18 protein-coding genes and 2 pseudogenes are annotated in these 21657 nt (G+C 57.7%); 8 read left to right on the top strand and 12 right to left on the bottom strand.

Features of this window, described 5'->3' with window-relative positions; all coding sequences use genetic code 11:
- Positions 1-131: 131 nt before the first annotated feature.
- The 3 genes and pseudogenes from BLS26_RS37270 to BLS26_RS36860 form a co-directional block, all read left to right on the top strand.
- The gene (locus tag BLS26_RS37270) at positions 132-857 is read left to right on the top strand and encodes an alpha/beta fold hydrolase (protein ID WP_371361002.1); all 726 of its coding nucleotides are present in this window, start codon (positions 132-134) and stop codon (positions 855-857) included.
- Positions 858-1245: 388 nt separating this feature from the next.
- Complete coding sequence (locus BLS26_RS21490; RefSeq protein WP_244541646.1) at positions 1246-2706, top strand: carboxylesterase family protein; 1461 nt, start codon at positions 1246-1248, stop codon at positions 2704-2706.
- A gap of 513 nt (positions 2707-3219) precedes the next feature.
- Positions 3220-3465 (top strand): annotated as a pseudogene (locus BLS26_RS36860) (IS66 family insertion sequence element accessory protein TnpB); the annotation flags it as partial.
- A gap of 141 nt (positions 3466-3606) precedes the next feature.
- Here the strand turns inward: BLS26_RS36860 and BLS26_RS21480 are convergent.
- The 4 genes from BLS26_RS21480 to BLS26_RS21460 form a co-directional block, all read right to left on the bottom strand.
- On the bottom strand, positions 3607-4095 hold the full coding sequence (locus BLS26_RS21480; protein ID WP_092518347.1) for a MarR family winged helix-turn-helix transcriptional regulator: 489 nt from the start codon (positions 4093-4095) through the stop codon (positions 3607-3609).
- A 918-nt stretch (positions 4096-5013) separates the two neighbouring features.
- A complete protein-coding gene (locus BLS26_RS21470; RefSeq protein WP_092514430.1) occupies positions 5014-8505 on the bottom strand; it encodes a molybdopterin cofactor-binding domain-containing protein in 3492 nt (1163 codons plus the stop codon).
- Complete coding sequence (locus tag BLS26_RS21465) at positions 8502-9485, bottom strand: LysR family transcriptional regulator (RefSeq protein WP_092514428.1); 984 nt, start codon at positions 9483-9485, stop codon at positions 8502-8504. Before BLS26_RS21465 ends, BLS26_RS21470 begins: the two co-directional genes overlap by 4 nt.
- A 369-nt stretch (positions 9486-9854) precedes the next feature.
- Entirely contained in the window at positions 9855-11294 is a 1440-nt protein-coding gene (locus BLS26_RS21460; protein WP_092514426.1) for a 4-hydroxyphenylacetate 3-hydroxylase N-terminal domain-containing protein, read from the bottom strand.
- A 902-nt stretch (positions 11295-12196) separates the two neighbouring features.
- Between BLS26_RS21460 and BLS26_RS21455 the strand changes: the two genes are divergently transcribed.
- On the top strand, positions 12197-13153 hold the full coding sequence (locus BLS26_RS21455; RefSeq protein ID WP_172804657.1) for a LysR family transcriptional regulator: 957 nt from the start codon (positions 12197-12199) through the stop codon (positions 13151-13153).
- Between the two features lies 1 nt (position 13154).
- Here BLS26_RS21455 and BLS26_RS36855 read toward each other — a convergent pair whose 3' ends face one another.
- The 5 genes from BLS26_RS36855 to BLS26_RS21430 all read right to left on the bottom strand — a co-directional run bounded on the left by BLS26_RS36855 (position 13155) and on the right by BLS26_RS21430 (position 15971).
- On the bottom strand, positions 13155-13415 hold the full coding sequence (locus tag BLS26_RS36855; RefSeq protein ID WP_244542018.1) for a hypothetical protein: 261 nt from the start codon (positions 13413-13415) through the stop codon (positions 13155-13157).
- 115 nt (positions 13416-13530) lie between these two features.
- On the bottom strand, positions 13531-14079 hold the full coding sequence (locus tag BLS26_RS21445; protein WP_244541645.1) for a (2Fe-2S)-binding protein: 549 nt from the start codon (positions 14077-14079) through the stop codon (positions 13531-13533).
- A gap of 15 nt (positions 14080-14094) precedes the next feature.
- On the bottom strand, positions 14095-14604 hold the full coding sequence (locus tag BLS26_RS21440) for a flavin reductase family protein (protein WP_157676532.1): 510 nt from the start codon (positions 14602-14604) through the stop codon (positions 14095-14097).
- A gap of 388 nt (positions 14605-14992) precedes the next feature.
- The gene (locus BLS26_RS21435) at positions 14993-15361 is read right to left on the bottom strand and encodes a hypothetical protein (RefSeq protein WP_092514418.1); all 369 of its coding nucleotides are present in this window, start codon (positions 15359-15361) and stop codon (positions 14993-14995) included.
- Between the two features lie 76 nt (positions 15362-15437).
- Positions 15438-15971: a flavin reductase family protein gene (locus BLS26_RS21430; RefSeq protein WP_157676531.1), complete on the bottom strand. Its 534-nt coding sequence runs from the start codon at positions 15969-15971 to the stop codon at positions 15438-15440.
- Between the two features lie 347 nt (positions 15972-16318).
- On the opposite strand from BLS26_RS21430, the pseudogene BLS26_RS36850 reads away from it, so the two are divergent.
- A pseudogene (locus tag BLS26_RS36850) lies at positions 16319-17508 on the top strand (IS3 family transposase).
- Between the two features lie 75 nt (positions 17509-17583).
- On the opposite strand, the gene BLS26_RS21420 reads toward BLS26_RS36850, so the two are convergent.
- The 3 genes from BLS26_RS21420 to BLS26_RS21410 all read right to left on the bottom strand — a co-directional run bounded on the left by BLS26_RS21420 (position 17584) and on the right by BLS26_RS21410 (position 19549).
- Positions 17584-18585: a hypothetical protein gene (locus BLS26_RS21420; RefSeq protein ID WP_092514414.1), complete on the bottom strand. Its 1002-nt coding sequence runs from the start codon at positions 18583-18585 to the stop codon at positions 17584-17586.
- Positions 18586-18715: 130 nt separating this feature from the next.
- Positions 18716-19057: a hypothetical protein gene (locus BLS26_RS21415; protein WP_157676530.1), complete on the bottom strand. Its 342-nt coding sequence runs from the start codon at positions 19055-19057 to the stop codon at positions 18716-18718.
- A gap of 57 nt (positions 19058-19114) precedes the next feature.
- The gene (locus BLS26_RS21410; RefSeq protein ID WP_092518345.1) at positions 19115-19549 is read right to left on the bottom strand and encodes a VOC family protein; all 435 of its coding nucleotides are present in this window, start codon (positions 19547-19549) and stop codon (positions 19115-19117) included.
- Positions 19550-19850: 301 nt separating this feature from the next.
- On the opposite strand from BLS26_RS21410, the gene BLS26_RS21405 reads away from it, so the two are divergent.
- From BLS26_RS21405 to BLS26_RS21395, 3 genes are all read left to right on the top strand, one after another.
- Positions 19851-20429 (top strand): TetR/AcrR family transcriptional regulator, encoded by a 579-nt coding sequence (locus tag BLS26_RS21405; RefSeq protein ID WP_092514410.1) that lies wholly within the window; start codon positions 19851-19853, stop codon positions 20427-20429.
- 38 nt (positions 20430-20467) lie between these two features.
- Positions 20468-20758, top strand: a complete 291-nt coding sequence (locus tag BLS26_RS37265) for a hypothetical protein (RefSeq protein ID WP_157676529.1) — start codon at positions 20468-20470, stop codon at positions 20756-20758.
- 69 nt (positions 20759-20827) lie between these two features.
- Positions 20828-21591 (top strand): IS5 family transposase gene (locus BLS26_RS21395; protein ID WP_092514408.1). Its coding sequence is split into 2 segments (ribosomal slippage): positions 20828-21163 and positions 21166-21591, totalling 762 coding nucleotides; the frame shifts between segments, so codons are not numbered across the junction.
- Positions 21592-21657: the final 66 nt, after the last annotated feature.

The raw sequence follows: 21657 nt of genomic DNA, 5'->3' as shown, positions 1-21657 counted from the left end.
ACGACCAGCTCGGTTTAGCGACTAGTTTGCTTGGCAAGCGTTTCTACATCCTGGCCAAGGAGAAGTTGTCCTTAGCCAGAAACAATTCAGCGATTCCTCTAAGAGTGGTTCGCGATGAAGAGGGAATATCCATGAGTGCCGATCGAAACACCGGAAAAGCGGATTCCGAGCTCCTATTTCTTCATCCAATCGGACTGGACCGCAACGTATGGTCGGAGGTCATACCCACCGGCGCTCGGACCCTTGACTTTCCTGGCCACGGCTCGGAACCGTCAGTCGATAATGTTAGTATCGCTCGGCTAGTGGAGTACGTCCTCGCGCACGTATCTGCCCCTGTCACTTTGGTGGGGCTCTCCTTGGGTGGCACTGTGGCTCTGCAGGCAGCCCTCCGCGCACCGCAGTCCGTCACATCGCTCGTCGTAGCTTGCTGCGTCGCGTCGAGCCCAAATCCAACAGGTCAGCGGGAACGCGCGAACGCCTTCAGAAAGGGCATGCAACACGTGGTCGAGGGCACTCTAGCGCGCTGGTTCACGAAGGAGGCACTCGCGACACCCAGTCATGCCGGCGTAGAGTATGCTAGGAGGCGACTACTCGAAGACGACCCTGAGGTCATCGCCACCTACTGGGAGGCGATGGCTGACAATGTTGTTGAGCCCAACTTGGCCGCTATAACTGTACCGACGACCTTTATCGCCGGGACGCACGACGGCGCCTCTACCGTAGCACTGATGGATCGGATGGCTCAATTAGTTCGTGGGTCGGTCTTGGACGTCATCGACGGTCCGCACATGCTGCCACTTGAGCGTCCGGCCGAATTCCGGGGGGCTCTCGCCCGGCATTTTAGCCGTTGTGACTGAGGATCTTCAAAACGGCTTCGTGCGGTACAGCTAGGATGGAGGGTCACGCCTAGCGGCCACGGCATCGCCTGCTTCCTAAAGCAGATGAGAAATAAGGGAATTCGATACGGATGAGTCGGTCTATTCGGCAGCAATGCGGGAATTTAATGACCTGCGCGATTGAACTTCTGGGTGACGATGACGGGATAAGAACTACGGCGCTATCGTGACGATCAAAATCCACAATTCGAAGGGGTACGGGCAAATCTGAAGCTTCCCGTCGAAATAGGATCAAGCGTATGACCAAAGGTAGGAATTCATGATCGCTAAACCCTTAATTGGAGGCCTGTCTGGCCTGCGAGAAAATGGCGTCCTGTCGTTCCATGGAATTCCGTATGCGAGACCCCCGATGGGAAAATTTCGCTTCGGCTCGCCACGACCAATAGAAAGCTTGGAGCCATCGCCTATTTCCGTCGATGCCAATAGCGTTGCCGCTCCAATTCAATGGCTGAATCCCGCGGCTGGTTGGATTTATGATCCGCCACACTTCATGGACGAAAGCTGCCTGACTTTAAATGTCTGGACGCCGAGGACAGATGCGAAACTGCCGGTGCTCGTTTGGCTAAATGGAGGCGCATGGCGGGCGGGTCATGGCAACGTAGCAGTTACGAACGGACGTGCGCTGGCACTTGCTGGCCAGGTTGTCGTCGTTACTATCACGTCACGTCAGGGAGCGCTCGGCTGGCTTGGCCACCCGGACTTGATGGATTCAGACACCGGCGCGTTTGCCAATTGGAGCATCCAGGATCAGGTTGAAGCGTTTCGTTGGATAAAACGTAATATTGCGATCTTTGGTGGCGATCCGGATAATGTCACAGCCATCGGCCAGTCCGCCGGCGGGCAAACCATCGCCGTAATGGCACAGTTTCATTCGGCAGAACGATTGTTCAACAAAGCCATCCTACAGAGTTCGGCGATGTTCGGGGCGCCTCGATTTATGGATCAAGCGCAGGCCTTCGGGTACTGCGAACGGCTTGCTTCACGTCTCGGGTGCACTGTTTCTGGCCTTAGAGAGATTCCTGCACTTGCGCTCCAGTTGGAGGAGCTTCGGCTGAGTAACGATCCCGAGTCTCAGCGGCATATGGGAGGACATCGTTATCTACCATTCGTCGACGGCAAAACTATTCCTGGCTGGCCTTTCGAGAGGCCGATCGGCGATATTCCAATCCTGATCGGCACGAATAGAAATGAAACAAATTTTTTCTTCAACTTGAAAGGTCCTGGCGACAAGATCCTCATGGAGGATATTCCCTCCAATGACAACCTTGTCGAGCGAGTTCACGCGTTCTCTTCCAGTTACTATCCATTTGACGATCGTCCGAGCGCGAGCGCGGTAGTTGACCACTTTCGAAAATGTGCACAAAGCAACATATCGACGAAGGCGCTGTGGCTGGATATTACGGCAGACGTAAATATGCGTGGTTACGCCTATCGCGCTGCAGCGATGCAGACTGCGGCTGGTGCACCCGCCTACCTCTACGAATTTGCAGAGCCATTGACGCCGCCTGGCGAAGGTTCGCCCCATTGCTCAGAAATGCCGTTTGTGTTCGGGACGTTCTCGCATCCGCACTTTCAGGGGAAGGTAGTGAACGACGATCGTGCAAGAGCGCTATCTGCTTCGATGATGAACGCTTGGTCATCATTCGCGCGTGACGGAGTACCCGCTTTGCTCAATGGGAAGGCGTGGCCAGCCTTCGATCCAGCGCGGCCTTCTGTTGCGATATTCGGTGGCCCCGAAGCAGTGACGGTTGTAGAGGCTCCACGCCGGCAAGAGCTTACAATTTGGCCAAAATTCCTCGCCGGTAGCTGATTCGACATTTCCGGTCGGAAAACCAATTGTTTCTATACAATCTGCAAGCGGCGCCAAAGCGCGTGCAGCTGTTACCAAGGACCAATGGCTAATCTTCTGGGAGCTTGGGCTTAGCAATACGATGGACGGGCGTGCCAGGACTGCAGTTTCGTCGAATTTTGCAATGGCAGTAGCGCGGGACGCCAATATTCTGATCTAGTTCCTTAGAACCGCGAAGGCGGAGACGCGGGGGATATTACGCTCGGTCCGAGTGGTCATCAGCAAGCGGTGTGCCGTGGTCACCTTCCTGAAGATGTCCTGATCTGCGAGTCTGGCGGTTCTCATAACCGTTAGGCTTAGAATGGACACAGTGGATAATGCTATCACTAAGCCGGTTCATCGGCTTGAGGTGTTCACCGATGCGGGTCGTCGGCGAACGCGGAGCGACGAGAACGAGGGACGGATTGTCGATGAGGTCGCGCGAGCGACGATTCTGTCTCTACGGTATCCCGGCGGCACGGACTTTCGCCGCAGCAATTATTTGGCTGGCGGCGGGAATTGCGAGCGTGCCAGACTGCGCTCTCGCATGCTGAAGAACTGCAGTTCGTTCCAGCAGTCCTGAACGTGGCACCGTCTTCTCCGTTTGTCCGTCGCCAACGCAAAATGCTGCGGGGGCAAAGTGAGCCCGGTGCGGGAATGATCGCGGTCGAGATCGACGGCGTGACGGTTCGGGTTGGCCGCGGCGCGGACGCGAAGACTGTTAGGGCGGTCCTCAAGTAGACTTCAAAAGCCGATAACCCCAAGGATAAACCGGTGGCATCGACCTCCAGCTGCACCGCCCGCTCTTCAACTAGCACGGCGCCGGAAGTTATTGGCGGTTTCGCGTGTCACTATTGCCCCTATCGACCTCGATTTGGCTAACTATAGCTGACTTCCGGCATTCCGCGCTGAACTTTTGATCTTGGCAAACAGGCGCATCAGTTCGCGGACTTCTTTAGCAGAGAGATCAGAAAAAATGTCCGCGACCCACTTGTGGTGTTCGTCCGACATTTTGCGAAACTCTGCACGGCCGGCCTTGGTCAGGCGTATTACCTGGACACGACGATCCGATGACGATGTACGCCGCTCAATATGACCGGATTCGACCAGCCGCTCAGCAAGCCCGGTAATGTTAGCGTTCGAGACCATCATTCGTTTCGAGACATCTGACAAGTTCATTCCATCGGGCAGCCGGTCGAGTTGAGCCATCAGGTCAAAGCGCGGCAACGTGACGTCGAACCGTTCCCGCAAACGGCTCCGTATCGTCCCTTCAATTAGCGTCGTACAGGTCAGAAGACGCAGCCACAACCTGAGTTCATCGTCGTGATCTGCAGGTAATTCGACGGCCTTCGTCTCGGCATCGAGGATCATGAAAATACACCTCCATATGCTTACGAGCGTATGGTAAAAGAGGATCAATACTTTGAACCTTAAGTAATTTAGGCGGGCTCTCAAGTCAAATATCTCTACCTGCGATTTTAGCCGCATATATTTTGCGTTGAGCCATCAAGGCGATCACGGAGCTGCGAGCAGTGGCGGAGATCGGGAACAATTTTCTTCTGAGGCATTGGCCAGACTTCTTGTCAAAAGCCATACACGGTGAGGCCGGGGTCATGCGATACCTCAGTGGCAGTGATACTGCGAAGTTCTTGCCGAGGTGACGACATCGGTCGGACCAAGCGGAGGCACGCTCGACAACAGCACAGAGGAAGAGGTTGGGCCGGCCGGTCGCTTGACCATCTCGATGATTTGCAGCCCAATACCGCAGAGCGCGTCGCGAAACTCATCTGGGCGATAAGTAAGGATGGACGCAGCTTGAGAAAGCGACATCGCAAAAGCATCGCGCCACGGAAATCTTTAACGTTATTCCGCCACCCAAGGCCTTCTCTAGAAGTGCTCGGAGAGGAAGTAGCGCGCGGTCTGGTCCTGCGGCGTTTGCCCAGCTTGAGACGTCAGAGCAGCCATCCCGGCCCCTTCCCGACCGTTAGACAGACTTCGGCACAATTGGACACACCGATGTCACCGGCGACCAGCACGGACTTCGGTGATAACTCGTCGAGCGCAAGGTGGTTGCGAGGAGCGGAGATTTCGAATGTCGACCCCACCTGCAACTGTTCGTGCACGGCGGGCGAGCGCAACTCGACGCCCACGATGCCTTGTGCTCCAAGGCGGATGGCTTGGACAACCACTTGCAGACGCGAACTACATGCATGGGAAATTTCGGATCTCGGGATTTCCTTTGCCGTTGCCTCGCCACCGAGATAGGTCACACGCAGGTAGCGAAGCTTGCTATCGTCGTTCGAGCATCTGCTCCAAGGCCCTCTCGGCCAGACCGGCCACAGCGTCAAGCTTCCAGGCATTGCGGGCCAATGGATGCGCTCGCGCGTCTAGCTCTTCGTCAAGCGCGCTGCGTAACACTTCGGACGAGAGCGTACGCCCCTGCAACCGCTTCTCGCTTCTGGTAGCGCGGAACGGTACAGGCGCGACCGCACCAAGGACGATGCGTGCGTCCTGGCAACGCTCCTCCTCGTCCAGTGCAATCGAGACGGCGGCGGATGCAACGGCGAAGTCGCCCTGCCAAAGATTCAACTTCTTGAAATGCGTGCGTCTGCGGACGGCCTGTTCGGGAATCACGATTCGGGTGATGACCTCGTTCACTCTCAGGCAAGTTTCACCCGGACCTGTGTAGAGCTCAGTGGCCGGGATGACGCGTTCGCCCGAGGGGCCGAAAATCGCCACGCTCGCGTCAAGCGCGGTGAACGTCGTCGCCAAGTCCGATGGTGTGACCGCCTGGCAGCGATGGCCGTCGATCACGGCGTGGTAGAAGCGATGATCACCTTGAATCGCGTAACACGGCGCGGTCGAAAGGCCTGTTCGTTTGTAGCACTGGAATCCATTGCGGAAGAACCAGCAGCGCTTCCACTGGCGCAGGTTTCCCGCCACGGTTGCGACGTTTCTGACCTGCGGCGACGCGATCTCGTCAATAGTCTCGGCGATTACTGGAAGCTTCGTGCGTAATGCGTTGGCTAGCTCCGAGAGCGTCACAGCCGCGCCGATGCTGATGTCTCCGCCTGCCTGCACAGTGACGCCCTGCATCTCCATCACGCGGGAGACAGAGACCAGCCGCTTAGGTGCGTACAGATGCTGCCGGCGGCAGAGCTGAACATCGGTCCCACCTCCGCAAGGCCTAGCGTCAGGCCCGAGATCGGCGACGAGTTCAGCTAAGCTGCTCGGCCTGCTGAGGGATTGAAGGGGCGCCACAGGCGGCGGCACGCGGTAGTTACGGATACGCAGCCAATGCAAGACCTTGAGCAGTCCGAGCGGATACGCCCGCCGCACCATTTCGACGTAAAGCACCATTGGCCTGCGCCAGAGCCGAAAGTTGCGCTTGCGTCCGGCTTTGGCCGCCAAAGCCGTCAGGACCTTATCGGGCGTGAACGGCGCCGACCGCAACCGCACACCGACCGCATCGTAGATGGCATTAGCGAGTGCAGCACCGACGGGATTTACCCCTAGCTCGCCGGTGCCCTTCGCCCCGTAAGGTCCTCTTTCGTCCGGCAGGCCCGCATGGACGATCCGGATCCGAGGCACGTCGGCGGCACGTGGCACCGCATAGTGCAGGAACGCCGGATTGACGACTTTGCCCTGCTCAAAGATCATTTCTTCGCCCAAAGCGCCGCCAAGGCCGATGACCGTAGCGCCAGCGATCTGGCCCTCAAGGTTGATCGGATTCATCACCGTGCCGGAGTCGCTGGCCGACACGTAGTCCGCAACCAGCACCTTGCCGGTCTTGGCGTCCACCTCGACGACGGCGGCATGGACCGCGTAGTTGTGCGTTGCAGTCCAGTCGCCGCTACCGTCGGGCTTGATGCGCTCAACGTCATCCTGCACGTAGGACTCGAAGTGCGTGAGCATGCCCTCCTTGGCTTCGCCGCTGAGGCCGACCAAGTTCCCCAGCGGCAGCGAGCCCCTGTCACCATGCACATAGCCGCCTTCCAGCTGGATAGGTCCATTGCCCAGCTCCCTGGCCGCTATCGCTTTCAAGCGTGCGGTGAAATTGCGGGCTGCTCGGCCAACGGAGTGACCGGTGTAGTGGGTACCCCTAGAGCCCCAGCCACCCCATTCGAGTGGGGTCTGGTCGGTGTCCATCGTCAGCACGTCGACCTGCTGCGGCCGCACGCCCAGTTCATGGGCCGCGATCTGCGCAAGCATGGTCCGCTGCCCGGTTCCGACATCGCTGCAGCCACAGCGTACGCGGAATCGCCCGTCCGGTGTGAGATCGATAAAAGCCTCGGCTCGGTTCGAGTCTGGGAAGGTATAGGCCCCGCTCGGGTGTTCGCCGAGTGCAACGCCGACTCCTCGGCCTTGCCCGTGCCGCGGATGCTCCTTCTCCTCTGTCCAGCCGATTGCATCGCGCACAGCAATCAGACAATTGGCGGTGCCATTCGTACCAATGTGGCCTATCAGCGACTGCACATGGGAGCCGTACGCATTCTGCAAACGTAGTTCGATAGGGTCGCGCCCCAGGCGCTCAGCCAATTCGTCGATCAGGCTCTCGCGGGCCAGAGTGGTCTGTGGCCCCCCATAGCCGCGCATGGCGCCGCCCGGTACCTTGCAGGTGTCGACGAGTTGGGCATCGACCGCCACAGCGTCAAGGTTATAGGCAGCACCGAGCACCGTCATCGAAGCCGCCATGACGGTCCGCCCCGCCCCGATATAGGCACCGTTGTCAATGGTAACCTTGCCGTCGAGACGGCGCATGCGGCCGTCCACATCACCGCTCAGCGACAGGTCGACCTTAAACGCATGCCGGGTGTAATTGGTCTCGAACTCCTCTTCGCGGGTCAACGCTATCAGCACCGGCCGGCTTGACTCCTGCGCCAAACGAACGGCCAACGCCTCATGCCCATTGATCTGGATCTTGGATCCGAAACTGCCCCCGACGGCTACCTCGTGCACGACGACGCGTTCGGACGGCAGCTCCAAAAGTGCCATCAAATGACGCTTCAACGCTAGTGGCGTTCCCGTCGCGGACCACACGTGCAGCCGCCCATCCTCCGTCCATTCCGCCAGCGTGTGCTGCGTCTCCATGCAGCAGTGGTTCTGCTGGGGAAACTCGAAGCACCCGGACACGACTACGTCGGCGTTGCGCCCCTTATCGAGGTCCCCCCAGGCGACGCGCAGTGTGTGACGTACATTCCTGGCTCCCTGAACCACGGGCTTCACCGCGGGCGCAGGCGCTGTGCCAGCAGCTGCGGGCACCTGTGCTGGTGGAGCATGCAGGAGGGGCGCATCTGGCGCCAGCGCCGCGGCGACGCTGAGTGGCGCCTTCAGGCGCCGGTAGCGGACGCGGATAGCCGCCGCCGCGGCTCGAGCCTGTTCGCGCGTATCGGCCGCGACCGCGGCGACTTCCTGCCCGATGAACCGCACGACGTCATCGGCCAAGGGCGGGCGATCGAAGTTGTTATAGGCCGCATAACGCGCGCCCTTGGGGAAGTGCCGCGCGGTGATGACTGCATGAACACCGCGCATGCGCTGTGCTTCCGAAAAGTCGATCGATTCGATTGCGGCATGCGGGTATGGCGAACGCAACACGGCACCAAACAACGTGCCGTCCGGCAGGATGTCGCCGACGTAACCGGCTCCCCCGGTGGTTCGCGCCTCCCAGTCGAGCGCCCAGACGCGTTGCCCGATCTGCCCTGCCGGAGGAAGAACGGTTGATTCGTCACGCACGTCGCCACGCCGCTTCGTCGCGCCGTGATCGCCGTCGGCTACGGTCATACAGCCCGCCCACCGTCGGACAAGCCTACCGCGCCCTCTGTCTCATTCGACAAGGCATCGCTGAAAAAGCTAGAGGCGTGCAACTTGATTCGCTCCCTCAGCCAACGATGTCCGGCGTCGTTGGCATTTTGCGGCAGCCAGACCATGCACTCGGTGAACGGTGCAAGGGGCATAGGTGGTTCGAGAAGGCGAAGATTGAGCTTCTTCGCCATCTTGAGCCCGAACTTCTCGTGAGAGAGGCTGATCAACCTGGTGCCCGGTAGCATAAAGTAGGCGAAGGTGAACCCAGCAGCGGTAACTTCGGTGTTCCGCGGAATTCCGAGCTTGTCGAGTTGAGCATCGGCCAGCGAACTCATCGAGCCTATGCTCGTCGCGAGGTAAGGAAGTCTCGAAAACTGTTCAAGCGTGATACTTGTGCTAACCTCGGGATGATCCGCGTCGCACACGCAAACGTACCGTTCGGTGAACAGGGGCTCGAAAGGATACTCCATCCGCAGCGGAAATATCTCACGCGGAATGATGAGAATGTCTGTGCCCGACGTTCGCACCTGCTCGGCGTGGTTGTTGTCGCGTACGTCGCTTGCAGGTCGAATGCGAAACTGCACGTTGGGCGCTTCCTCGGCCAGCAAGGAGAGCAACGGCTGAAGGAAGAGAAGGGTGACGTAGTCGCTGGCAATGATGGAGAAGGTCCGGCGATCCACTTTGGGGTCGAATTTCCGGTACATGGAAAGAGTGGACTGGACCAGCAAAAGTGCTTCGCGGACCGGCTCGACCAAACGCTCGGCCACAGGCGTAGCGACGAGGTGCCGACCTTGGCGAACGAGCAGCGGGTCTTCGAAGAGAACCCGCAGCCGCGCCAAGGCGGCACTCACAGCCGGTTGAGTGAGAGTAAGGCGCTCAGCTGCGCGAGTGACATTGCGCTCGCTGAGAAGCGCGTCGAAGGCGACGAGAAGATTGAGGTCGACGTTCTTCAACTCCATGCCTGTTCGCGATCCTCCAAGCTGCTCGTAGAGTGGGTGTCGCGTCCGCCGGTTCGCCGCGAACGTGCCGAAGACAACCTAGCTAGATCCTCGTTCTTAAAGGAGTCCACCGCTCCGTCCAGCATTATTTCGCTGAGTTCCGGACTGTCGAATTTTAAAGCCCGACGTCCGACGCAGAAGTGGCGAGAGGTCAACTCAGTTTCCGGGTAACGAAGTGGGATGTCCACATATGGACCGCATCGCCTCGGCTCGATGCAAGTCACGAGTGGTCATGAAGAGCACGAAGTCCGAAGGGGCACGCCAAGTGACGATCCGGGTCTCATGGCCAGGTCCCTTCGGGTTCTCCATGCAGCCTCTCCAGCTACGCGGTCATGGCGTAGCTTCCGCCCTTGTTGAGGCGACGCGAGCAATCTTCTTGGCAACCTCCACCACAGAGTCGAAGTTGTAGTGAGCCGTCACCAAACCCTTGTTGAATGGGCTGGTCTGGGCGTTGTATTGTTCGAACAGCAGCTGCCGCCCGCCGAAGGAATCGGCAATGTAGTCCCACGCCAACTTCATCATCTTGTAGCGATCAGTGGTGCGCGGATCCTGGCCCATCAGGAAGGTCTTGATGAGCTGGCCGATCTCAGGATTGTTGCGGTCTTGCTCGCCAGGCGCGAGCAAGAGACTTGACCCGCAGATTTCGCGCAGACGCTGCAGTATCTTCGGCAAGTTGTCCACGCCGTAGATGCGCCCAAGAACGAGTTGCTGGCGGTTGCCCAGCATCATGCCGGTGGGGGTCGTCGTAGCTTGCGCTTCGGCGGCTGTGAGAAACGCCCTGAGCGTTTCCAGATACGCAGTCATGTCGAACAAGGCCGCCTGCACGGCAGGCGTCTTCGTGGAGCCCATGTACTCCGCGATCGCAACGCCCGTTCCAAGCAGCACTTCGGCCTTAATCGCCATGCGAATGACGATGTGGTTAATGCCGACCGGCACTACACGCTCGAACATTCCGGGAAGCAGGTCCGCACGATCACGGAAGAAAATCCGATCGCGCGGTACAAAGACGTCGTCGAATATCATCCACGCGTCCATCTCGTCGTAGTGAGCAGCGAGGGGGTGATCCTCGCTGTTCTTGACGTGGGTGTGGCTGGCGCGACAGACAATCTTCAGGTTGCGTGAATTGAGCGGCACGGCGAACATCAGCACTTCTTCGGGCTTTAGGCCAGGGCGAGGGATCGTCAACCCGATGAAGTCATTCGCGAAGGGCGCGAGCGTCGCGACAGCCTTGGCCCCACGCAACGTGATGCCCTTCGACGTTTCATTGACGACCTTCAAGAACGGGAAGTTCGTGTCGACCGAACGATCGTGTGGGGGGTCAGCGAAGCCGTGCGTGCCGCACAAGTCTTTTTCCCGATACGACTCTACATAATTAATGATGTTGTCACGCCACTCCGGATTCACATTCGCGACATCGTCCCGGATGTCGTACAGGCCGAGAAGCAGGGGCGCCTTGTAGTCAGTCAGCCGACCAAGCGTCCCGCCACTTCGCCGGGCCAGGAACTCGATCATCGTTCGCTTTTTGCGCAGGTCGTCGCCCGATCGCGGCTCGAGATAAGCAAGGCTCACCGGGTCGCCAGTCGTCGGCGATTTCGTGACCAGCAGATCTTGGTGTTTCGGATCGTGCTGAAGATCGTAGATCTGGGCGAATGCGTCCACGCATGGGCGGAGCTGCTCGTGTTTAAGCACATTCACTTGCTTGCCATCGAGCCAGACCTGACGATCGTCGTCGAGGCTATCGATGTATTCTTTCCCCGTACGCAGGGCCATAAGAGATCTCCATAAAGAGGCATTCCTCGGTTAGGTATTTGTTCGATCGGGCAATGAGGGGTTGCCCTGCTTTACCTTGCAGCCGGGCTCAGAGGCTGTCCAACGCAATGCGTTGATGCCAATAATCAATGAGACTGCTGCCTGAGGCGATGGAGCATGAATGGACTACGCTTCGGTTCGGTCGGTCATAGGATGGTGGCGCGGACGGGGCGGTGTTTAACGATCGCTCGCGACAGGCAGCATTGCGGGATGTCAGCGTCAAAGGGCGCCTTGGCCATGGGATTCAATTTGAAGCTATTGACAGGAGCCGGACTAACCAAGTTCGGTGTGAAAAATTTAGCGGCGCAGCCTTCGTGCGCCTACTTGCCCGCGATCAGGCAGTCCACGCGGTGGGCAGCCACAAGTCCGCTTTGATGCGATTGCCGTGTGTCGATAAGAATCCCTGCCAAGACGGAGATGGGATGGGCTCGATGCGGCTGCGGTGGGTTGCCTGCCGCCCCCTTGTCGACAGAGAGCTTTCAAAATTGTGCGCCGCGTCATCACTGACACCGACGAAACGGCGTTGCGCCAGTTCCTCTGGTTAGCGGTTGGTCCGCGCCCCTCAGCAGGTCGAGTGAACCGTTGGCGTCAGCAAATCGCGAGGCGCATGCACGCCTGAACTGATTCGGCCATGCCAGCGTTGATGGGCGAGGAAAGACGTCGAACCACCAACCGGCGTCGGCACGATTTTTGCTTTGAAGCCTTATTGCTGATTGCGAAATGGCATACGCTTACGATAAGGTCGACGTTTCGAGGGCCAGTCAGCAAGTCCTCAAGTGCCGCACTAACCCGATAAAAATTGACCCGCGCGGCGAGCAAACCTGGAGCGCAGGCCTAAAGAGATGGTTTGCGGAATCGCCACGATGGACTTGAAGGGCATTGATCTTAACCTTCTGGTTGCGCTCGACATATTGATAGCTGAGCGCAGCGTAACGCGAGCGGCCGACCGGCTTTGCATCACGCAGTCGGCGGCGAGCGCTACGCTCGCTCGTCTTCGCGAATTGTTCAATGATCCGCTCTTGGTCAAGCAAGGGCGAGATCTCGTTGCGACGCCGGTCGCTCAAGGACTAGTTGCTCCGGTGAGCCAGTTCCTAGCGCTTGTTCAATCGGCATTCGATCGGTACCGAGATTTTGATCCTGCCAAAGACCGCAGGACTTTTTCGATTGTCGCCAGCGACTACGCCACCCTACTGTTTCTTCAGCCACTGATGAGGACGCTCTCCATCGAAGCTCCTAATATTCATCTGCGCATCGAGTTGGCGGGCGAAAACTGCGTTGAACAGATTCGGCACCAAGACAATGACCTCCTGATAGTTCCATATGACGTTCTCCCGGATAACGGTGACTTCATTGTCGAGCCCCTCTTCTCGGATCGCTATGTTTGCGTCGTTGATGCCGATCACCCTGACATTGGTTCCAAGATTACTCTGCAGCAATTTTCGAAGTTGCCGTATCTTGCAACAAGCTTCGGCAAAGCAAGCTCCTTGGTCGAGAGGCAGCTCGATAGGCTGGGAATTTCGAGGAATGTCGAGATAACTACTTCAGGCTCCACGCTTGCGTATTTCATGCTTCAGGGGACGCGGCGCATCAGCCTGCTGCACGAGAAACTCGGGGAAACTGTGGCCCAGAAACTGAACTTGCGTCTGCTGGAGCCTCCAATGCGGCTGAACGGATCGACAGAGAGCATAGTCTGGATGCCCCACAATCGGAATGACTTGGGCCATCGGTGGCTCAGAGAGCGCCTGATGCGGCATGCGGTTTCGGTGAGCGCCACCGGTACGAAACGCCGGATGGCGATGCCGTTGTGTCACATTCGCTAACTTAGCGACTGCCAAAAAGCGAGAGATTGATGGTTGCTATGGCGTCGAGCGCCTGCTCACGAGTCTGGGCTGCGACGACGGCAGCGCCTTCGCCAACATGGCGGACAACCCCGTCTGCAAGCAGCGGATAATAGAACTCGAATGGATAGCGCGCGAGCTCCGGGAAATTGTTGGCGGTGATATTCATATTGGCGCCGGGCATGCTGCTCGCAGCCAAGGCATCGATCGCTCCGATCGTCGCGTACGCATGCGGCGAACGCAGAGTTTTTCCGAAAAGCGTATCCTGCGATCTATGATCACCGACATAACGTGCTTGTCCAGCGTCGCGCGTTTCCCAGTCGATAGGCCAGGCGCGGCGTCCAAGACGGTTCCTGGGGTCATGGTATCTGCCCCGCCGTCTTGATCCCCTGGCGCCGGAGATAGGTCTGCAGGACCGCCTCGACTATGCCGTTATAGCCGGTGCAGCGACAGATATTCCCGCTTAGCTGCTTGCGAACATAAGACTCGAGATCAGCGACTGAATCGGCGGCGAGCCGCCGCAGGATCGCCGTCGCATGCACAACCTGTCCGGCCGTGCAAAAACCGCATTGGAAACCGCCAAACTCGGCGAACGCCTCGCGCAGATCTCGCGCTTCGTCCTGCAAGCCCTCGATGGTGGTCACCTCGCCCCATGTGAGAGCCGCCAACCGGCTACATGACGTTATGGGCTGTCCATCAAGCAGGACCGTGCACGCACCGCACTCGCCGCGCCCGCACGATTCCTTGGTTCCGCGCAGGTGCAGTTGGTTCCGAATAACAGAGAGCAAGGTCACATTCGGATCGGAGCCAGTGTCAACTGCCTGACCATTGACGCGTAGATGGAGGACATTGCCGCGGGACTGTGCCACGTCGTCGATATTTTTCCGCCTCTCCGCCTCCGCTGCCAAGATCTTCTCCTCTATTCACCCGGCGCGCAGCAAGAGTTCGGCACGGCTTCCGTCCAGCCAAATGAGCGGTGCCGCCGCGATGCCATCGATCACGTGCTCAACGACACCGATATGCAAACTGTGAGTGCCGTACGCGACAACGCGATCCAATCTGCAAAAGATCGCGGCGCGCCCGTTGGTCACGAATGGCAGCCCGAAGGCGCCGGTATCCCAATTACCGACCTTGAATCGCTGCTCCCGCAACTCGGACCGCGAAAAGCATTCGACGATGTCGAGCTGCTCCGCCCCCAGGACATTGACAACGAAATGACTGGCGCGCTCCAGGATACTATGGAGACTTGCGGCCTTGTTCACAGCGAACAGCATCGACGGCGGCTCCATGGACACGGAAATCACCGAGGATGCGACCATGCCGTGCGGATTGCCCTGCTCATCCAACGTCGCGACAACCGATACCGAGGTCGCATATTGGCGCATGACATCACGAAATGCCGCCCGAATGATTTCCTTGTCGCCTGGCTGCACGCCCCCCCTCCTTCTCTCGTCCATTCCGCCTGCAGTCGAAATGCAGCAAATTTGATGGAATGCGGAGTTATATTCTCGTCTTCATCTCGCTCCGCGCTCGTCGGCGCGGCACTTATGTCAGCCATGTTCGACGCAGCGACGTGAATTGATAAGTCATCTTTTGTTCAAGCGACGCCAAGCCGTAAACGAAGGCAAGTTATAATAGAGACGATACATGCAGACAAACGCATACGATTGATATCGAGTATCGACGCCAATCATGACACTCGGAGTTGAACCCATTTTAGCGTTTGCAGCGATGGCCTTGGGAAAATACGGACGCAAAAAGTGACGGCGGGGTTGGGGCGGGCGACGGTCCCGACCGGGCTCCATTGACGCCCGGAGACGCTCAATCCCATGCCGTCCGGAACACGATAAACGCAAACAGCGCCGTGGCCGCCACCACGATCAGCGACCCCACGATCGGCAGTACGATCAACGAGGGGCCCTTCAGGATCACAACGGCAACGCCGATCGGAAACAGGATGCCGCCGACGATGTGCAGCCAGCCTTGGATTTTGGCGAGCCGGCTCGCGCCGGCGGCTGGAATCAGCCGGTAATACAGCCCAAACAGAAACAGCAGCACACCGCCGACCAGATTGAGATGCGCGTGGGCAGGCTGCAGCGCGAAGTCTTCCTGCATGCCCATCGCAACGCCGGCCAGCGTTCCGATGAGCAGGATCACCACGCTCACGCACATCATCAACGATCCGATCATTCGAATTTCCTTGTAACGTCTGAGGTAACCATATCTGGCGTGAGCCTGTGACGACCACGAGGGTGCTGCACGCTATTCACCCGGCACGCAGCAAGAGTTCGGCACGGCTTCCGTCCAGCCAAATGAGCGGCGCCCCCGCGATCCCATCGATCACGTGCTCAACGACACCGATATGCAAACTGTGAGTGCCGTACGCGACAACGCGATCCAATCTGCAAAAGATCGCGGCGCGCCCGTTGGTCACGAATGGCAGCCCGAAGGCGCCGGTACCCCAATTACCGACCTTGAATCGCTGCTCCCGTAACTCGGACCGCGAAAAGCATTCGACAATGTCGAGCTGCTCCGACCCCAGCATGTTGACCACGAAATGACTGGCGCGCTCCAGGATACTATGGAGACTTGCGGCCTTGTTCACAGCGAACAGCATCGACGGCGGCTCCATGGACACGGAAATCACCGAGGAGGCGGCCATGCCGTGCGGATTGCCCTGCTCATCCAACGTCGCGACAACCGATACCGAGGTCGCATATTGGCGCATGACGTCACGAAATGCCGCCCGAATAGTTTCATTGTCACCTGGCTGCACGACACCCTCCATCTTCTCGTCCATTCCGCCTGCAGTCGAAAATGCAGCAAATTTGGTGGAATACGAAGTTACATTCTTGTCTTCATCTCGCTCCGCGCTCATCGGCCCTGCACTATGTCGACTATGCTTGACACGGCGACGTGAATTGACAAGCCCATCTTGTGTTTCAGCGGCACCGAGCCGTAAGTGAAACGACGCTAAAATTATAATAGCGACGATACATGCAGACAAACGCATACGATTGATATCGAGTATCGATGCCAATCATGACGCTCGGAGTTGAACTTATTTTAGCGTTTGCAGAGAGTGACCTGAGCCCCTGAAGTTCCTCCAAAAATAAGTAGAGTCCGTCACCTTGCGGGAGACGGAGGATGAGGCAGTCGAGGTTCACGGAAGGGCGGATTATTGCCATCCTGCGCGAGCACGAGGCGGGATTGAAGACCGGCGACGTCTGTCGCAAATACGGCGTCAGCAGCGCGACCTTCTACAAGTGGAAGGCCAAGTATGGCGGGCTGGACGTATCAGAGGCCCGGCGGTTGAAGGTTCTAACGGACGAGAACGCCAAGCTGAAGAAGTTGCTGGCCGAGGCGACGCCTCGACAACGCCATGCTGAAGGATTTCAACGCAGAAAAATGGTGACGCCCGCTGCGAAGCGGCAGGCCGTGGCTCACCTTTGCTCCTAGCACGAGGTCAGTCAGCGGCGGGCGTGTTCAGCGATCGGTGTCGATCGCACATCGGTGCGCTATCGCAGCCGGCGATCTGACGACGGGACTATCCGGGCAAGACTGCGTGAGCTGGCAACGACGCGGCGGCGGTTTGGTTATCGCCGTCTGCTTCTCATGATCCGGGGCGAAGGTTTGAAGATCAATCATAAGAAGCTGCGGCGTCTGTATGCCGAGGAACGGCTCCAGGTGCGCAGGCGTGGCGGACGCAAGAGAGCACTGGGAACAAGGGCTCCCATGACGTTGCCGCAAGCACCGAACCAGCGCTGGTCGCTGGATTTCGTCAGCGACACGCTGACCGACAGCCGCAAGTTCCGCATGCTGGCTGTCGTAGACGACTTCACCCGGGAGTGCATTGTCCTGGTCGCCGACACCTCGCTAGCCGGAGCGAGGGTGACCCGGGAACTGGATACGGCCATCGCCAATCGCGGTAGGCCGTTGATGATCGTCAGCGACAACGGCACCGAGTTCACCAGCATGGCGATCCTGCGCTGGTCCCAACAGACAGGGATCGAGTGGCACTAAATCGCTCCAGGCAAGCCGCAGCAGAATGCTTTCGTGGAGAGCTTCAACGGCCGTCTGCGTGACGAGCTTCTGAACGAGACGCTGTTCTCGTCGCTTGATCATGCCCGCAGACCGCTTGCCGACTGGCAAAAAGACTACAACACGGTTCGCCCACACAGCTCGATCGGCCGCCGGCAACTTACGCAATGCTCACAGCGTCCGACATGCAACGGGACGTGACGCTGCGCTATGTCGAGTGCTCCGCGCACCGTCCCGTTGCATCACCGAGCCACACAGGCTCAAATGATCCAAGGGCTCTACCTATCGTTGGATGAAAGATGGGGCTCAGGTCAGCAGGTCACTGGAGGCTGAGCTACTCGACGACGACTCAAAAAATTGTGGGAAAAAAGTCAATAACGACCTGATAGTATAGACCACTCAAAATTAGCGACAATCCAGTTATCTAACCCTCCTATGAAGTAGCGTAAGTTCTCGTTAGAGCGTTCTACCACCATGTCTCTGACTTTAATGTAGGACTTTACCTCTGTATCGTGCATAGCGACGGTCCTTTCTAGGGACTGCTGGGGACCTATGCCATAGTGATGCTGTAGAATAGTCGGAAGTGAATGAACCACTCGGCTAAGTTTGGTCTCTTTATAGTAAGAAAGAACATCATTGCTCCAACAAATGATGTTTACGGCAGAGCGCTTCAACATCTCTACGTCGGGATCACAATAATCGACGGATGATAACTCATACGCATCGATAATATCGAGTTGAGAAACGCAGGTAGGGACGGCACCGCTATGGTAGCGCATGTGTAAATATGCGGGGATCTGTGGGACCGACGAACGAGCACGATTTAGTGCTTCCCAGCCCATGGATAAAAAATAACCGCCGACTGAACTCTGAAACCGGGCTAATTGGACAGGCGTCGCGAGGTCCAAGAATTGCCGCATAAAATCCGCGAAAGAGGCTTCAAAAGGCCCGCTGTGGACGCCGTGCGGAGAGCCTTCCAAAATACCTAGAAGCCTCGTGATGATTGAAACCGTCTTTTCTGGGGAGCAGCCGATTGCTGACTCGTCGCAGTAATGATCGTCAAAGGCAAACAGCCATAACACCCAGTTTGCCGACATTTTTAGTCCTTCGGGAGTTCCGTTGGGGGAAATCAGTCCAACAAGCGGCCCGACACGAATCTGGCGGTACGTTTCCTGCTTAAATTCACTGTATATTCCGTGCGCCAATCCCCATTCAAATGCCGCTTGCCCCGCAATTTCAGCAAGAGGATGCATGGTGGGGGACCGGATTGGGTAGGAAATGGGTGGCAATTGAAGTTTGCGCCCCGTGGGATCATGCGGGGATAGCAGCGCCTCGGCAGATATAACGGTCATGTTTTCCTCCAACTGCATCATCGTTTCATCCCCTTAATTCCAGCAGCGCAGGAAACAAGATTTCTCAACAGAGATAGCGGGTAAATATCTTTCAAAAAGCTGCCATCGCAATCTCACTGATCGCTTGGAGCCTCGTTCCGATTTGCAAGGGTTAGGAGTATTCGGCTGTCCTGCCATCGAGCGGCGTGACCGTTTCCGCGGTCAGTCTCGTTGCGACGACAAAGGCGATAAGTGCGCCGACGGCACACAACAGCATTGCCGTAATGAAGGGGGTAAGGGTGGCGTCATATGCGAGCGCCAAAGTCGCGCCACTGACTCCAGCGAAGGCGTATCGCAAGACACCCAGCAACGAGGAGACTGCCCCGGCATAGCTGATGGGAGCGTTTTTCATGACGAGCGCGATGCCAGAGTTTTCCGCATATTTCCGGGCGGGTTGTGATTGTGGCTTTGACGCCTTCGCCGTGCCTGTTGGCAGACACATGATTTTCGCCATTTCCCTAACACTAGGGGCCGAACCCGACTTTCTGTTCCGCTAGTCGACCCCGGATTCCTAGACTGGTAATTCTCCCACGTGGCTGGTGTAGACCGTTATCCCATTGCCATCAGGATCAGCCAACTGGAAGTAATAGTGACCAAAAAATTGGTCCGGAGCAATTTCACCTACCGACAATCCATTTTTCACCAGAGTCGTCCTATACAATTCCAGGTCGCTCCTAGATTTGCTGTCAATCATCAAGTCGAGGCGTTCGCTAGAAAAATCTCCGCGTTGGCCAAGATGGCTAGGAATTATTGAAAATGGAAATTCATCATTTTTATTAAAAAGCACAATGTGTGTTCCGCCTCGCAATTCGATGATGCCTACGCCATCCGGAAATATTCCCATTGGGCGCAAACCAAATTTTGTATAAAATTGATAACTGATATTAACGTCATTAACCTTCATGACAAAATGTCCGAGGGCTGCTGCGGGTAAATTGCTGTTCATATTTCTAATCCTCTTCAGAAGGTTGTCCGACAGCGGCTCCGCCGACGAACTCGGTGAGAGATGTTTGCAAGTGCCGGGGCCTGCTCCGAGAGAACGCCCGATATCGCGGAAGCCCGGCAGATACAGGCCAATCGCCATCGATCGAAGGCGGTGATGACGCCCTAAGGCGTTTCTCCGGATTCATAAATTCTCCCAGTAAGTTAGCTGAGAGCAATCTTGCACTGCGCCCATCGCCATGCTAATCTGACCAACCAGTCGGAAATGTTATACGACTGACCAGTCGGAAAAGCAAGAGGCTATTTTGACGCGAAAAAAGGAAATTGATCCGGATCGGATTCTGGACGCGGTCGAGGCCGTGATCCTCGAATCTGGTGGCCGAAATTTCACGCTCGATGCCGTCGCCGAGCGTGCGGGGATCAGCAAGGGCGGTCTCGTTTACAGCTTCCCGACCAAGGATGGATTAATCCGCGCGGCGTTAGAGCGGGAAGTAACGCGCTTTCAAGAAGCGGTGCGCCAGCGGCTTGGCGGCAGGCAGGTTGAGCCTTTCGAATTGGTCCTCGCCCACATCGACGAAGCGCTGGATGAGGACGACGCCGCGACGCGCAAGGCGGCTTTTCTCGTTACCGCGTTGGTGCACGCGCCCGATATGATGGAACCAGCGAGACTTTATTACCGCGCGCTGCTCGATCCACTTCTGTCTAAGGCAGGCGCTGCCCACGACGTTCGTCACGCCCTGCTGGCTGTTGAGGGAATTTTCCTACTCCGAGGACTAGGCTTCGTCGAGGTCTCGGCGGCGGAGCACAAATCCGTCCTGCTCCACGCGCGAGCCATCGTCGTCGGGGTGCTAGCCGGACGTTGTCTCCCTTGCGGCGTTGGATAGATCGGCCTACCGCCCGCTCCGAGAATCAGAGGTCAACGATGAGCGCGGCGATCGCTCCATTCCGGGATGCCGCGTTCAACGCATCCAAGGTCGCCCGCTCACGGCAAGGGAAGCCGCTCAACGTCGAACAGAAGGGGATCGTATGGTGCATTGAAGACACCACGTTCACCAACCGACCTGCCGCCACTCATGTCGCGGTGATAGGCGCGCTCCAGGGCCAAAATACGGCTGCGTTTGCTTCTTGCCGCGATGCCGTCAGAAGCTTAGCGCCATTTTCAATGCAACTTCGACCGACGTCGACCCGCTATCAGAAAAAAGACGGACTCTAGGTGGTGTGGACTCTAAGGATTCCCTTTTAGGCGCAAATCAGATTCAAGGCTGCTTTTGGGGAGGCAGTCTTGGGTGTGAAGGACCGTTTGGTTTTGAGCGAAGCGGCGTGGGAGCGGATGGCGCCGCTGATTATCGGCCGACCTGACCAGAAAGGCTCCACCGGACGCGACAACCGGATGTTCGTGGAGGGCGTGCTGTGGATCGTGCGTACGGGCTCTCCCTGGCGTGATCTTCCGGAGGCGTTTGGGGATTGGAACAGCGTGTTCCGGCGCTTCAGTCGATGGAGCATCAAGGGTGTTTGGTGGCGGATCTTCGAGGCGATGTCCGATGATCCGGACTTCGAATATCTGATCGACGACTCCACCATCGTCCGGGCGCATCAGCATGCCGCCGGGGCGAAAAAAGGGGGTCTGAAGATCAGGCGATCGGCCGCTCGCGCGGTGGCCTGAGCACCAAGATACATATGGCCGTTCGCGGCTTGGGATGCCCGGTGCGGTTCACGCTTACCGCAGGTCAGAAGGGCGATGCACCGCAAGCCGCAGCATTGATCGAGGGATTATCCGCCGAAGTCGTCATGGCCGATACGGCCTATGACGCCGATCACTTGCGCCAAGCCATCGCCGCCAAGGGCGCGCTCGCCGTCATTCCCAACAACCCGTCACGTGCGCTCAAATATCCGCTCGACAAGCATCTCTATGCCCAGCGCCATCTCGTGGAATGCTGCTTCTCAAAGCTCAAGCAGTTCCGCCGCGTCGCAACCCGCTTCGAAAAGACCGCACGAAATTACAGGGCCGTCGTCACTCTCGCGGCCATCATCTTATGGATGCGATAAGTGTCCACACCACCTAGAGCATGATTCAACTGGGTTGAATCATGCTCGTCGTCCATCTTCTTCTCC

The sequence above is a fragment of the Afipia sp. GAS231 genome (genome assembly GCF_900103365.1).
Lineage (GTDB): Bacteria > Pseudomonadota > Alphaproteobacteria > Rhizobiales > Xanthobacteraceae > Bradyrhizobium.
Note: the sequence above shows the minus strand (reverse complement) of the source record. Positions and strands in the feature narration are given on the sequence as shown.